The organism is Paenibacillus mesophilus (genome assembly GCF_005938385.1).
GTDB classification, from domain to species: domain Bacteria; phylum Bacillota; class Bacilli; order Paenibacillales; family NBRC-103111; genus Paenibacillus_AB; species Paenibacillus_AB mesophilus.
Window position 1 is genome coordinate 57,489 of the sequence record NZ_VCRA01000015.1, and the last position, 14,478, is coordinate 71,966.

General features: G+C 49.0%; 10 protein-coding genes. All 10 read right to left on the reverse strand.

Features of this window, described 5'->3' with window-relative positions:
* Positions 1 to 100 precede the first annotated feature (100 nt).
* The 10 genes from FE783_RS23945 to FE783_RS37665 all read right to left on the reverse strand — a co-directional run bounded on the left by FE783_RS23945 (position 101) and on the right by FE783_RS37665 (position 14,327).
* Entirely contained in the window at positions 101 to 1,192 is a 1,092-nt protein-coding gene (locus FE783_RS23945) for a GerAB/ArcD/ProY family transporter (RefSeq protein WP_138881920.1), read from the reverse strand.
* A gap of 38 nt (positions 1,193 to 1,230) precedes the next feature.
* Positions 1,231 to 2,421: a Ger(x)C family spore germination protein gene (locus FE783_RS23950; RefSeq protein WP_158301997.1), complete on the reverse strand. Its 1,191-nt coding sequence runs from the start codon at positions 2,419 to 2,421 to the stop codon at positions 1,231 to 1,233.
* A gap of 16 nt (positions 2,422 to 2,437) precedes the next feature.
* Positions 2,438 to 4,027 (reverse strand): spore germination protein, encoded by a 1,590-nt coding sequence (locus tag FE783_RS23955; protein WP_138881922.1) that lies wholly within the window; start codon positions 4,025 to 4,027, stop codon positions 2,438 to 2,440.
* Between the two features lie 304 nt (positions 4,028 to 4,331).
* Positions 4,332 to 4,829, reverse strand: coding sequence for an NUDIX hydrolase (locus tag FE783_RS23960; protein ID WP_138881923.1), 498 nt, complete (start codon positions 4,827 to 4,829; stop codon positions 4,332 to 4,334).
* Positions 4,830 to 4,873: 44 nt separating this feature from the next.
* Positions 4,874 to 6,250: a serine hydrolase domain-containing protein gene (locus tag FE783_RS23965; RefSeq protein WP_238403235.1), complete on the reverse strand. Its 1,377-nt coding sequence runs from the start codon at positions 6,248 to 6,250 to the stop codon at positions 4,874 to 4,876.
* A complete protein-coding gene (locus FE783_RS23970) occupies positions 6,243 to 7,436 on the reverse strand; it encodes a hypothetical protein (RefSeq protein ID WP_138881924.1) in 1,194 nt (397 codons plus the stop codon). Before FE783_RS23970 ends, FE783_RS23965 begins: the two co-directional genes overlap by 8 nt.
* Before the next feature lie 620 nt (positions 7,437 to 8,056).
* A complete protein-coding gene (locus FE783_RS38035; RefSeq protein ID WP_202916248.1) occupies positions 8,057 to 9,844 on the reverse strand; it encodes a glycosyl hydrolase family 28-related protein in 1,788 nt (595 codons plus the stop codon).
* A gap of 47 nt (positions 9,845 to 9,891) precedes the next feature.
* The gene (locus FE783_RS23980; RefSeq protein WP_158301998.1) at positions 9,892 to 11,229 is read right to left on the reverse strand and encodes an ABC transporter substrate-binding protein; all 1,338 of its coding nucleotides are present in this window, start codon (positions 11,227 to 11,229) and stop codon (positions 9,892 to 9,894) included.
* 78 nt (positions 11,230 to 11,307) lie between these two features.
* Positions 11,308 to 12,303: a hydroxyacid dehydrogenase gene (locus FE783_RS23985; RefSeq protein ID WP_158301999.1), complete on the reverse strand. Its 996-nt coding sequence runs from the start codon at positions 12,301 to 12,303 to the stop codon at positions 11,308 to 11,310.
* A 29-nt stretch (positions 12,304 to 12,332) separates the two neighbouring features.
* Positions 12,333 to 14,327: a hypothetical protein gene (locus FE783_RS37665; RefSeq protein ID WP_158302000.1), complete on the reverse strand. Its 1,995-nt coding sequence runs from the start codon at positions 14,325 to 14,327 to the stop codon at positions 12,333 to 12,335.
* Positions 14,328 to 14,478 lie beyond the last annotated feature (151 nt).

Genomic DNA, 14,478 nt, shown 5'->3' on the forward strand with positions numbered 1-14,478 from the left:
ACTGAAAAAGTCTGCAAAGAGAGGAAGCTCTTGAGGCAAGAGATGGGGGAATGCGCTCCACTTCCGTGAAGCGGCCCCCCCTATCGCAAACATTGCTTTTTTATTCCCTCTTCTTTCTTATTATTGCGACTAGCAGTATTAGCATTGGAAAAATAACGGCATAGGGCAAAGAATACGGAAAATCAATCTTTGAACCAAAGTTTATACCGTACGCTGCATCGGGATAGACGATAATGGACAACACAACCATGATCATGCCAAAAGGTAAATATAATGGCCTAGCCTCATTTATTTTGAATAACTCGGCAAAAGTCATCGTGGATGCATAAAAGCATACAGCCAACTTGAAGTATATGGTAATAAACCAAATACCGGCCATAATGACTTCTAACCTCTCCAGAAAATCGCCAATACTTATTTTTTTTGCCAGACTATAGCTGGGATACATATGTTTTGCCGTAACGTCGGCTCCTAATACCAATATGGATAGAAGGGATATAGCGATTAGCAAGACACCTCCTATCAGCGTACCCACCAGAAAAGCTTTCCTTGCTTTTTGAGAATGATTAATAAACGGGAAGAGCATTAAAAATACAACAAGTTCCATATAAGGGGTGCTTATTAATGGGATTGATGCTCGCAGTATCGGTTTAATCCCATAACCAAACACAGGCGTTAACTGACGAAAATCATATTCGGGCGGAAGAAGAATGATCATGATGAAAAAAAAGAATAGGACCCAAGGGAAAAATATTTCTGCCGTTCTGGTGAACGTTTCAAGACCGTTGCGAACCCCCATAATGATGACGACCAAAAAAAAAGCATGAATGTATTGGATCGGTGTATGGGGCATAACTTGGGTCGTTAAAAAATCGCCGATATTGCGAAGCACAAGAGCCCCGAGGATGAAAAAATAACTAAAATATAAAAAAGCGATGGATCCTCCCAACCACTTGCCCAGTACTACCTGACTGTAATGTACTAATGTCGATTTGGGAAATCGGGCAGTAATCAAATTGTACAGCATGACCATGAGCAATCCGCCAATTAAGCCCGCTATTGAAGCAATCCATGCATCTTGTTTGGCTTCTAGAGCAAGCCCGGAAGGCGCAATGAGAATCGAACTGCCTACGGTAAAAAGAATCGTTAATATGGTAAATTGATGGACGCCGATTTTTCCTTTCTCAAGCAATTCATACACCTCTATTCCAGCATTCCGAATAGGAACTCCTATCTTTCAAGCTTGGAGTTGTTCGTCGTTCCTAAGCGACGATTTTGCACGTCCACCTTGACCGTAACATCTAAGTTGGAAAAATGAGTGTCCCAATCCTGTTTCAGCTTCAGCCAAGACTTAGGGTCGGTATCTTCTATGGCATCTCCAAATCCGAAGATGTCCGCTTTATTCTTCTTCGCTTTTTTTATCGCGCTTTCCATGATTTCCGTCAACTTCTTTTCGCCGAGCTCTTCCAGCTTCCGCAGATTTTCGGCTTTCGTTAGTTCAATGTTACATTGCACCTCGCCTACATCCTGTTCTACATAAAGGTTAACAAAAATCTTCGGCTTGTCTTTAACGACCTTGCCTATTACCTTTGTTTCGGTACGTATAACATTTACAGCAACTGATCCTCCTTGGGGACAAGCCACATGACCGGCAGTGCTTTTTACTTTACCCATAATGTAATTGTACCCTTTGCTTTCTTCCTCATTTAACCAATCAACCAGCTTGTCGCGCTTAAAAAGGGCTACTCCCGAATATTCCAAAATCGCATCGGGTTCACTATCGCCTACATTTTGTATGGTTGGCCCTATTTCTTTGTCGCCAACGATTTTAATTCCGGTTAGAACCGTATCTTTTGTCGGATTGGATAAATCGGAGATAAACTTATCCAATTGCATGCTGACTGTCGGTGCCCATAATCTTTCGGAAGTTTGCAGCATTTTAAACATCTTGTTCGCAGGAATTTGTTCAATTTGCGTAACGATTCCGAGTACATCCTCCGCACTTGTTCCCTTGGCGACAATCAAAAAAAAATCGGAACGGAATTCATGATTTCTTGAAATCCCGTCCATCACTTTGGAAATGCCTTGACGCGCGAGTTCTTCTCCAATAATCAATACGCGAAGATGAGACGGAAAAATTTGTCTTGGCGCAACCACACTTAATTTCCTTATCGCTTCCGTAACGGTAGTATCGGTCGCTTTAAACGAAGTAATGGGGGATCGTTGGATTGCGCTGCCTTTTTTGGATGCCACTTCACCTGGATTCACGATTTGCGCGGTTACTTGAATATGATTTCCTTTTTTATCAAGTCCCATTCCGACCGTGAGGGCCAGATCGTTCAATTCCCGTCGATCCCAACAACCTGTAAGAGCTGCAGCAACTAAAATGACCAAGCCCCATACATAACTTCTTTTTTTCATAGCACAGTAAACTCCTCTACTTGCCCTTTCGTTCCGGTTTCGTGGTCGGGGCATTGTCCTCCCGAATCCTATTCTTCTTACTGATGAATCGAGGTCTCGAAAACAAAGCCCATTGAGGCAAACGAAGGATCGTATCCTTTTGGTCCGCAAGATTGAACGGAGCCATAGGAGACATATAGGGCACCCCAAACGATCGCAGACTGCATAAATGTTGAACGGTGGCGATCAATCCTACGGTTACTCCGAATAAGCCGAAGGTCGCCGCAAAAATCATCAATATAAACCGTAAAATACGGATGGAGATCCCCATATTAAACGAAGGAATAACAAAATTGGAGATAGCCGTGATGGCTACTACGATTACCATTGCCGGCGATACTAATCCCGCTTCCACCGCTGCTTGACCGATGACCAATGCACCGACGATGGATACCGCTTGACCTACCGTTTTGGGGAGTCTGACGCCGGCTTCACGCAGGATTTCAAAAGTAATCTCCATGATTAATGCCTCAACAAACGCCGGGAATGGAATGCCCTCCCGTTGGGCGGCCAGGCTGAACAATAACGAACTGGGCAGCAATTCCTGATGGAACGTCGTTACAGCGATATACAGTGAAGGCGCGAGCAAGGAAATAAAGAAGCAAGCATATCTCAATATGCGGATCAGGGTAGCAAATTCGGCACGCTGATAATAGTCCTCGGCAGACTGATAAAATTGCGCAAACAGGGCGGGTGCCAAAAGTACGAACGGCGTTCCATCGACAAGAATGGCAATTCGCCCCTCGAGCAGTCCCGCCGCAATCACATCCGGACGTTCCGAGTTATACAGAGTGGGAAATGGAGTAAAGGTTTCGTCTTGAATCAGTTCTTCAATATTGCCGCTTTCCAAAATTCCGTCTATTTCAATGCGTGCAAGCCGTATTCTTACTTCTTCGACGATCTTGTCATTGACAATGCCGTTAATAAACATAATCCCGACATTGGTTTGGGTGACTTCTCCGATGACTAAGGTTTCTAACCAGAGATTAGGGGTTTTGATTCTTTTCCGTATTAATGAAATATTGGTGTCCAAGGTTTCGGTAAAACCTTCTCTAGGGCCTCTAACAACAGATTGAGTAGTCGGCTCCTCTACAGCACGTTTATACCCTCCTGTCGTATTGGCGGCGAAACCGTATGTATATCCTTCGACCAGAATGACGGTTTCACCGGACAATATGGATTTATACAAAGCAGAGAAGTCATGAATCGGTTTTGTTTCCCCGATCGCAGGGATATGATTCTTAATCATTTCGAAATGATCTAGCAGCGGCATGTTTAATTGTTGCAGAATATCCTTGCTTCTCATGAGCAGGGGTTGTTTAATTTTTTCTTGAATATTGGCTGTATCAGCCATTCCCTCCATATAAATAAACCCGACTTTAAACAAACTTGACGGATCTAAAATAATTTCTCCCATGATCACATCTTTGCTGTTTCCAAAAGCTTTCTTCACTACACTAAAGTTTGCGCCAATATCTGAATGAAGTTGTTCCTTCGCTTCGTAGGTTTCCGGCTTATCTTTTACAGTCTTCCGTTTACGACTGAAAATCTTTTGAAATATTCCCATTCCTATCGCCACCAAAAGTTTTTTTGTCGCTGATTGAATTGGCTTCATTCCATAACACAGACGCGACCCGTACCCGCAACAATCCATTCCACGCCTGCATAGCTGATCCGCTATTCAGTTGAAATCTTGCTTTTCACTTCATCTTAACATCCCATAAGTGAACGCAAATTATGTGAATTTTTAACAAAAAAAACTGCCCGGATGGGCAGTCTAACGTTTCCGCGCTATGAATCGGAGTCTCAGTACCGCTTTTACAGAAAAAAACAGAGCCCCGCCTTCGGGACTCGATGTTGGCGCTTTTCAATTAATACCCCGGCCATTTGATGCGGTGTTTTAAATAGTACATGATGGCGGCACAGTCGATGTTAATAAACTGCAACGGATCGTTATGGATCCGTTCGGCCAGTTCGTCTATCGTGATCCAGCGGGGGTTTTGCGTGCGGTCGCCTTCTTGGAGCAAATCGCCTTCCGCCCTGCAAATAAAGTAGTAACCGACCGAATCGATTCCGCCTTTAATGGTCTGGTATGCGGCAAAGGGTTGAATACATTCGACAACGACTTTCGGATTGATCCCTTCCGTATCGATACGCGTATCTTCCCCTTCAATCCAAGTGACATCGAGACCGGTTTCTTCCTTCACTTCGCGGCGCAGCGCCGCGGTCAGCGATTCGAACTGCTCCACTCCGCCTCCCGGCAGCTCCAATTGTTTCGGTTGGTTCGGCTTGTTGCGCGTCTGAATGATGATTTCGGTTTTCCCATCGCGTTCACGCTCTACAATGGCACGGGCATTGACAAAAAACATTTGCGCTCACTCCCTGTTCAAAAATGAGGACATTCCCGCTCCGACTACTCGTTTGCGGGGTTATCCTTCGTATACCCGAAAAACGTCATGTTGCCGTTTTCGTTCTCAGTAATACTGTACGGGCGGATTTGGTCGGAATGTCTTCGAGCAAATCTCCCTTCCCCTACCGGATAGATCTCGATATGAAGATTGCCGGAGAATCTCGTAAAGTATAATTTTCCATGAATAAGTTCTACTTCGATCTTATCTTTCAAGTAGATTCCGCAGTACTCTTTGAGCTTACTTTCATTCATGGGAATCTCTTCATGTTTGGTCGGGGCATCTACATCTACTTGATGCAGAATATCCGAAATCCCGTTGCCCAGTCTGTACTGATTGATAGCCTCATTATTTGAAAGAATAGTGAGGCATATATCTTCATCGAAGTAATTCTGCATATAGGTGCTTATCCCAAGATGATCTCCCCCATGGGAATACCTGTCCGTGCCGTATACATGATGATGTTCAAGTCCATAGCAGTAATTGTTTATGTTCGTGCTGAAAAACCTGGTGTACGTTTTTTTCGACAGGAGTTTACGATCCCGCAAGCAGGTGTACCATTTGTACAAATCATCGCAGTTTGAAACGATGGCGCCTGCACCGATGCTGAATTTCTCGTTATAATACGGACTTTTTATCGTTGCATCGAAATCTTTCGAATAATTACTTGATTTGTTTTTAATAGGCTTACATCCGTCATCAACATCGCTGTTCCTCATATTCAAGGGCAGAAAGATGTTGTTTCGCATATAATCTTCATATTTCTCTCCAGAAACATTTTCAATAATCCATGCGAGCAAATTATAGTTGGAGTTATTGTAGTCATAGGCCGTGCCCGGCGGCTTTGCAGGCTTTTTATCGATATACCGCAGGAAGAAATCATTACGCGAATAGTCCGTTCTGTTGTATCCGGCAAAAAAATCGTCTTCAAAATTGTAATAATTATATAAACCGGAAGTATGCGAGAGTAAATGATGTACAGTGATCGTCTCGTCCAGCTTCATATCGGCAGGGAGGTACAATTGTGCAGACTTATCGATGTCCAGCAGGTTCTGTTCATATAGAAGCATAATCGCAAAGGCGGTAAACTGTTTTGACACGGAAGCGATTGAGAAGCGCGAATTCATATCGTTTTTAATTCCAAACTCGATACTCGCATAGCCGTATGCGTTTTCAAAAAGCACTTCGCCTTTTTGGATGACTTGAACAACGCCGTAAAAGTCCCATAGCTCCAAATATTTGTTAATGTAGGCTTCTAGTTTCAATCGTATTGATTGCATCAGTTCAAATCTCACTCCCCGCAAAAAGGCGGCCAATCGGATGAAGTCGGTTGCCCACAATGTCTTTATTTTGCAATCGCAATTGATCTTTCGATTATTCAAACAATATACTCTTCACTCTGCCGCTGGAGCGGTCCACTTCAAGCCAGTCGATAGTCGACGTATGCTCGTCATTCTGGTCAATGCGGACTAGCTCATAAATATGGATTGTGACGCTATTGGCATTGGAATGGTCGATCTCGGTTCTAAATATGGATCCGATGTTATCCTGATTCCTGAAATTTTCGGAGATAGAGGTTGACTCCTCTGCTCCGGTAACGATGTAGAAAGCCTCAGTTTCCGTCAGTTGAAACAAGTCGGGATCGCCTAAAGTCCGGTCGCCGTTATCGAATTTTTGCATTTGAAGTTCGATGAAACGATCAGCGTATTGTTTATTCAGAAGCTCATAAACCAATTCCTCACTCGCAGAAAGGGTTTCGAGTTTTTTGAAGAGATCGCGTTTATTATAGATCGATATCTCGCCAATAGGTTCAATGTTTTGCGTGGACTTATCGTAGATTGCCAAATATTCGACGACCACCAACGAACGGTTGAGACTGCTGCGGGATTGAACGAGGAGCGCCTCCTTCGTCTCGCTTACATGATAGGTGAATACATCCGTGAAGCCTTGCCGGTATGATTCATGTATTTGCAAACCGTCATATAACTTTGTCAGAAATGGGGCATCTTCAATGCCGGAGTTTTGCAAATAAAATGTCCCCTTAGGTTCAGCATTATTTCCTCCGAAGCCATAGCCCGGATAATCGATGGTTATGGAATTTTCCGTAAATGTCATCGTAACCTTGTCGTATTCCGGATCGGAGAACACAACTGCCGTGCCGTCGAAAGTGAAGTCGGAGTCGAGCTCGCCCATATTGTGGCTAAAGCCTTGTACGACCGAAACGTGCAGATGATAGCGTCTGTTGTCTAATTTGCTCACTACGGCCTTGCCGTAGTTTAACGGATTGGACCAGGGATATGAGAATGTGCCGGTGATGATTGTATCGGTCAAGGGAAGTGTCGGAGCAGGCGGTTTAGCGCTCTCGGGAGACGTCAATGTCCGAACTATTTTCGTGTCGGATGCCCAATCGATTTTTGCGCCAAGAGACGTGGTTATTCCTTCGCCGGTAGGAGTCGGTTGCGAACGGATCTCTGTCTCTTTTTCTGCAAAAGCTTGCGGCGCTGGAAACCCCACAGAAGCAATTGTTAACGCAGACGCCAGTTTCAAAGCGGTTGCTTTCATAATCATAGACAAATCAGATCTCCTTATGGATCATGTCGTTACAACGTATATATTCTTTTTCTCGGAGTAAATTCCTTCCTGTATTACGAGGGGGCGGGGACACGGTACGGGTAATTAATGAAGAAGCCTATTGCGGGATCGCAGTTTACATCTGATGGTATACCATTTAACATGCCTATTCGCAAACAAAGGCTGCCGACCCAAGCCAGCAGCCCCTCCCTTGTTGATTATTGAGCTAGCATCGAAGTCGCGGTCGAGCGTTACTTCGACCTTTTTCGCACCGGCAGCTTTGACCGATTGAATGGATGCTTTGGCTGGTTTCGCGGCGTTGTCGAGCGCTCGCTTGGCGCCGTACGTCGCTTCGACTAACTCGGAACGGAAGGCGGGCTTCGTATAGTCGGCTTCTCGCCGAGCAAGCCGCTCTCGACTGCCGCCGCTACATAGTCTTTGGCCTAGCCGGACATATGGCCTTCGATCAGTACGTCCAACTTTTCCTTCGTGGTCAGTTCGGTACATCAGTTGAGATCATTCCCCGCTGCTCCTGTCAGCGAGGGCGGCAAGCCATTTCAATCATTCAGATTTTGCTTTCCGTCTTCAGGAGCGACGTATCGCCCAGCATGGGACTATTAGGGGACGACAACCCCGTTGTGAAGATTTTGCGTTTGGGTCAACGTCCCGGATCCGGTCGCGAAAAATGCCGTTACGCCGCCCTGCACCATATTTTGATGCGAGGATATTTGCCCCAGCACCTGGACTCCCGTTCGCAGAAAATGTTGCGCGGCCGTTGCTCCGGCGATTCGAACCACATTCCCGTTCGCAACGACGTTGCTCACCCTCTCGAAATACAGACACCAGAAAGTCGTGTAGTTCGTATCGATCGTAGTCCGCATGAGATTGTTCGAGACGATCAAGTCGCCGTCATAATCCGAATAACCCGCCTCTCCGGCGTTGTAGCCTTGGAACATGACAAAAGCTTTCTTCGTTCCGTACAGCTCGTTACCGGAAATAACCGCTCCGACTTTGCAGTCGTTGCAATAAATCGCGCGATCGTTGTTCTTTAAAATATTGCCCGCAATCACGGCGTTTTCAAAATGCTGTACGAGCACGCCGTACGACGCAATATTCGAATCGGCGATCACGTCGACGACGTTCCCGGAAATCATCACATCTTTGATTTTCCCTACGGGAGCCGGTGAAAACCCGGAGTTCGAGCCTACCACTTCGATTCCGTTTCCGTAGATGTTTTTGACCACATTGTCGGACACGACATATTTGTCATAGATGCCGAAATACGTCCCTCTTCCAACGGAAATGCCGAATGATTTCACGTTCGAGTTCCCATTGAGCAGAACGCCGTCAATTAAATTGTTCGTGATCATGCAATTCCGCGAATTGGTCTTGCCCTTGATCGCAGCGTAGTAGGAGTCGACGAAACGGTTTCCGTCAATAAGCAGTTTTTCGCAGGATGCATAAAAATCGATTACGCCGATCGGACCGACTCCCGTCGTCGTTTGACGTCCGTAATGTTTAAAAAGATTGTTGCGAATGACCAAACTGGAAAACACCTCGACCGCAATGTCTGCCGTCGTGATCGTAATGGCACCGAGTCCGTACATCGAAATGGGCTCGTTTTTCATGAATGTGTTATCCGAAATGACCCCGTTGATATTGCCGCTAATGGCAATCACGCAAGTATCTAAATGTCCCGGGGCGTTTTCGTATCCTTTCTCGAAATAGTTGTCTTCGATCTTGACAAATAACGATTGGTTGAGGTCCGCTTTGTCTGCATCGTCGTAACCTATTAAAAAGATTGCATTCGAAGGCGTATTCAAAAATTTGCACTTCCGTATGGAAAGAAAAGACTTGTCGTTGACGTAAGCGCAATCCCGGGCCGACCAGTATACGATGCGATAATACAGCCGATTCAGTTGATCCGGCGCGGTTTGATTATCCTTATTCCCGTCGAAAATCATGTTTTCGAAAGAAACGTCGATTCCGTTCGTTTGGATATCGAACATGACCGTTCTTTGGCCGAGCGAATTGTTAAACTTGATTGTCGCGCTATCGTGGCTGAAGAAACGGATCGACTTGCCGATCGTCAAAGACGTGACCCTATACGTCCCGCTCGGGAAATAAACGGTAGAGCCTGCCGCGGCAGCGTCGATCGCGGATTGAATCGCCGCCGTGTCATCCGTCGAGCCGTCGCCTGTCGCCCCGAAACAGGTTACAATGATTACATTCGGATAAGGACAACAGTTGTCGGACGGATTCCCATAGACGCTTGCGGCCACGCCGCTTCCCTGCCGGGCAAATCCTACGCCGCTGCCGAACATAAGCCCCGTAACCGCGGCGGCGCTTGCCGCACCGAGCAATTTTCTCCTGCTGATTTTCACTTCGGATTCGTTTTGTTTCATAGGTCGAGTCCTCCTTGTTCAATGAAATCGTGCGCCTTCGCTTCGATTTATTTGCCGACTTCCGCGGCAATTAACTTGTCTGTCCGTTCGGCAGCTTCTCTCAATACGCTGTTGATATCTTTCCCTGCGCTGTATTCGCTCAGAGCCGTCAGCACTTCTTTGTCCGCGACGCCCTGATACCTCGTCTTCATCGTTGGAGCCGCGAACTTCGCGGGCAAGATCGCCTTCATATTTTTTCCTTTGTAGAGCGGTTGATTGACTCCAAAGTTTTGCATGACCTTGCCTTGATCTTTCAAGATCGAAGGAGTTCCGCCTTTGGCTTGCCACTCTTGAAATTCGTCCGATGTCACGTATGCGAGCACTTGGAACGCGGCATCCCGTTTTTTGCTCATGCTCGTAATGTAGTAGTAGGCGGGGTAAGACTGCGGCCCGACTCCCGGCTTATCTTTCAAGAACGGCAATTGCACCATATCCCAGTTCATATTCCCGAAGCCTGCGCCTCCGCCGCTCAACGTCATCAGCATGGCGATCGTCTGCTCCTTGAAGAACGGATTTTGCTGATCCGGCAGCGAAAATGTATGATTGGGCAGCCCGTTTCCAGGGACTTTATAAAATCTGGCCATATTTTCGAATGCCCGCACGAAGTTGTCCTGCGTAAACAGCGCTTTGTTCGTTTTCGGATCGAGGTGCGGAGCGGAATACTGGTTCAAGAACATCATGTGCTGGAAAGCGAACGTCAAGCCCCGGTAGTTGATTCCGCCTTCCGTGCGGGACATTTTCTTCGCGAGTTCGTACAATTCGTCCCAGGTCATCCCGTCTCTCGGGTAAGCGGTTCCAAAACGATCGAACAAATCTTTGTTGTAGAACAAGGCGCCGGAAACCGTATTCACCGGAAGCCCGTAAATGCCCCCGTTTGCCAGCTCCCGCTGAATATCGATCGTCGACGGCTCGAGCCGGGACAAGTTGTAATTATACTTTTTGATCAAATCGCTTATATCGCTCTGCAAGTTGTACGACAGGAGGGTAGCGGGAGTGAGTCCGACGGAGCTGAGGAAAATGTCGATCGTTTGGTTGGCCGCCATCAAGTTTTGCACGGCGCCGTTCACGAAGGTGATCTTGTAATTCGGAAACTTCTTGCGGATCTCGTTGCCGCCTTGTTGCTCCATGAATTGTTCCGCCGTCGCCCCGCTGGACGAGGCAAATACGAGCTCCACTTGTTCGTCAGCCGCTTTCTTTGCCAGTTGCTCCGGAGTGTCCTTACCTTCCGTCTCCGCGCCGATCTTGCCCTTGTTCCCGGTATCGCTTCCCGCTCCGCTGCCGCATGCCGCAAGCAGCATCGTAAAGGCCAACAATACGAAAAGCAGCACGTAGGTAATCGCTTTCATTTGTCGCTTCCCCCTATCGTTTTCTCCGCCGCGCCGGCACATGTACCGGCCGGGCGGAGTCGGATTCGTCCTTTTTTTTCAAGCCAGCATTTCCAATTGCTCGGGTTTCACTTCGCCTAGAAGCGGCACTCCTCTCACAAGCCGTCCCAGCTCTTCTACGGCGAATTGCCCTAACCGTTTGATCCCGTTATTGACCGCGCCGGCGATATGTGGCGTTAATATGCAGTTGGGCAAACTGCGAAACGGATGGTCGGGCGCCGGAGGCTCGGGAGCGGTGACGTCCAGACAAGCGAACAGCCGGTCTTTCCGCAATTGTTCGACCAGCGCCACTTCGTCCACGATCGACCCTCGTGCCGTATTGATCAGGATCGCGTCGTCTTTCATCATCATCAGCCGCTCGCGATTGATCAAGTGATAAGTCGACGGTATGGAAGGAGCATGAAGCGATACGACATCGCTTGCCGCCAGCAGCTCGTTCAGCTCGGCCTTAGCCGCTCCGATGCGGGCGATCTCCTCCGCCGAAATAAATGGATCGTAGACGAGGATGTCGACGGAAAATTGACGCAGGAGGCGGATGTAGTGGCGGCCGGCCTTCCCCGCGCCGATGACGCCGACGGTAATCCCGTACAATTCGCGAACGAGCTCTCTCCCTTGTCCCCATCCCCCCTCTCGGGTAATTTGCGACAACCGCCACATATTTTTCAGCGAAGCGATCGTAAGGGCAAGCGCCGATTCCGCCACGCCGACGGCTAATGAATCGTTGCAGCTGGTCACCCGGATGCCCCGGTTCCACAGCTCCGGCGTCACGACCGGTTTCACCGTACCGGCCGCGTGGACGACTGCCCGGAGGCGCGGAGCTCGGTCCAATATTTCTTTATTCAAATGGGTGCAGCCCCACGACGTTACGGCCAGATCCGCCCCGGCGATAATATCTTTGAGCGTTTCCGGAGCAGGCATGCCTTCCGTCCGATTGTAGACAACATCGCCAAACGACTCGAGTTGTTTACGATGAGTTGCGTCAAACAATTTCCCTTGTACGACCGGTTCCGGCAGTATGGCGATTTTCAGTTTCACCGCGTTCTCTCCCTCCTCTCCTCTATCATTCATAGCGCCTGCACCAAATCCATATCTTCCAGCATATCGGGCAAACGCCGCTTCCACCGATCCTTCGCCGACAAATCGAACAGCCGTTGTCCCGTCCGCCGCATAGCCATCACCGCCGCGATCCAGGCGTTCGTCCAGCCCGATTCTACGCACCAGGCTCCCCAGCCGAGATCGGCTGAGCTTCCCCAATATTCCCATTTACGGTAATCGAAGCTGCGCATCCAGGCGCCGTGCAAATACGGATGCTTCTCGGAGCGTAGTTGAACCCGGCACAAAAAATCGGCCAGCCGATCTTCCGTCGTCTTAAGCCGCTCATGTACCGCCGCCGCTTCATGAAAGCCGAGAAAAGCGAAATTCGCCGTATACAGCAGATCGCACACCGGATCGCCGTCGTGCTGGAGAAGAGCGGCTTCCCCCGTTCCGTAAGCTTCATTGGATTGGGGCGGGGGATACTTGCCGTTCTCAAGCGGTCCGATCTTCTCCGCAATGGCGCCGCATGGCTGCATCTGCCGCAGCAGCTCGCCGCTCATCCGTTCGAGCCAGCCGCGATGCTCGGCCGTATCTTCGACATGTACCAGAAACGATAACGGAAGCAGCATTCTGGCTATTTCCTGAGTAAGCCCGTTCGTCCATTTCCAGCCGTCCGGGTATGCTTCCATCGTGCTCCGAATCGCTTGTTTGGCTGTCGCAAGCAGCGGGTCGTAACCGGTTAAAGCGTACCCCCAAATATAGCAGGCCCATAAATAAGACTGGTAGTGCGGAGCGCAGTTGATAAAGTCCTCGCTCTTGTAATGCCGCCATCCGCGTCCTTCCGGAAACGATTCGGGATATCGCAAAAAGTTTCTGCGGAAACCGCTCGAACCTGATGTGCGCCAATTGGCCAGCAAGCAGCGCAGCAAATGATCGTCCCACCGGTCGTCGCCTAGCAGCCGGCTGACCGCCAGCCCGGCGAGAAGCACGCGCGCATTGTCATCTCCATAGAAGATCGGACCGCGGTCATACCAATTCACAAGCCCATACGCCGGGCTGTCCTTGCGATCGTGCAGAAAGGCTGGGGCGGACCAGACGTAATTCATGATTTGTTCGGCCGTCTTCCGCGAGGCCGGGTTGCCGTTCAACACCGCATCGTAAGCGAACACCATTGCGCTTTCGGCGGCACAGTCGGCGCGGGGAGAGGAGACGAGCCGCATCTGCCGGCCTTGATGGTCGATGTGCGACACATAACCTTCCATCGCTCCATTGCCTTTTTCCGTATGGAACAGTACGTGCTGCTCGAACCAACGGAACGACAGCTCCAGAGCGTCCGATTCGCATTCGGGGGGCAAAGCGTCCTGCTCGCCGAAACGGACCGAGACGTCCGGCTTCCACTGCAGCGGCGGCACTTGACTCTCCGGGTCGAGCCAGGACAGTAAAGCTCGCCAGACCGACTGCCACGCAGCCATCGGTCCGTACCTCCCCGTTACGAAATGGCTCAGCTTGCTGGCCCCTACCAAAACGGTCGTACCCGGCAACTCGAACAAAAGCGGATGCGTCTCTCCCGCCTCTTCCCGCGGCAGCCCGAATACGGCCTTGTCGTAACCCGCTACCCGCGTCAGCACGAGATGCGAGGTCAACCCGGTATTCCGAACGGGAAGAAACCAACAGCCGTGCAACGCCAAAATGGATAACGCTTCCACACCGGGTGCGAATCGATCGGAAGAGACGACTCCCCTCTCCCATAAAGCTTGCCGGGGCGAGCTTATTTCCAGCCCGGGTGCGCTTGAAGGGTATTCCGCATAGATACGCAGCCGCTTGTCGCGAATGAGGCGCAAATACCGCTCCTCCAGTTCCAGTTCCGCCTTCGGGTACGCGTCGGCCAGCAGCAATACGCCGCTTCCGGGCCGGGCATGCTCGAGCGCGGCGCCGATTTCGCCGAAGCGCGGACAATGCCGTTCTTGCCCGACCAGCAGCCGGTATAAATCGTTTTGCTCCGAACAATAAAACGTCAGATTCACTGTTTCGACAACCTCCATTTCATCTCATCCGAGCTGAGCCCTTATGTACATAGTCTGTTAGCATATTGTGCCTAGACATGAGTTGTATTTCATTTCTGTTTCATATAAATAGTAAATTAATAAATCAAAGGTGTCAATATGATTTTCTATT

What these genes read in the sequence shown, in the direction of transcription:
- FE783_RS23950 (WP_158301997.1), bottom strand. Translation starts at nt 2,421, where the DNA reads ATGAAAAAAAGAAGTTATGTATGGGGCTTGGTCATTTTAGTTGCTGCA.
- FE783_RS23955 (WP_138881922.1), bottom strand. Translation starts at nt 4,027, where the DNA reads ATGGGAATATTTCAAAAGATTTTCAGTCGTAAACGGAAGACTGTAAAA.
- FE783_RS23960 (WP_138881923.1), bottom strand. Translation starts at nt 4,829, where the DNA reads ATGTTTTTTGTCAATGCCCGTGCCATTGTAGAGCGTGAACGCGATGGG.
- FE783_RS23970 (WP_138881924.1), bottom strand. Translation starts at nt 7,436, where the DNA reads ATGATTATGAAAGCAACCGCTTTGAAACTGGCGTCTGCGTTAACAATT.
- FE783_RS38035 (WP_202916248.1), bottom strand. Translation starts at nt 9,844, where the DNA reads ATGAAACAAAACGAATCCGAAGTGAAAATCAGCAGGAGAAAATTGCTC.
- FE783_RS23980 (WP_158301998.1), bottom strand. Translation starts at nt 11,229, where the DNA reads ATGAAAGCGATTACCTACGTGCTGCTTTTCGTATTGTTGGCCTTTACG.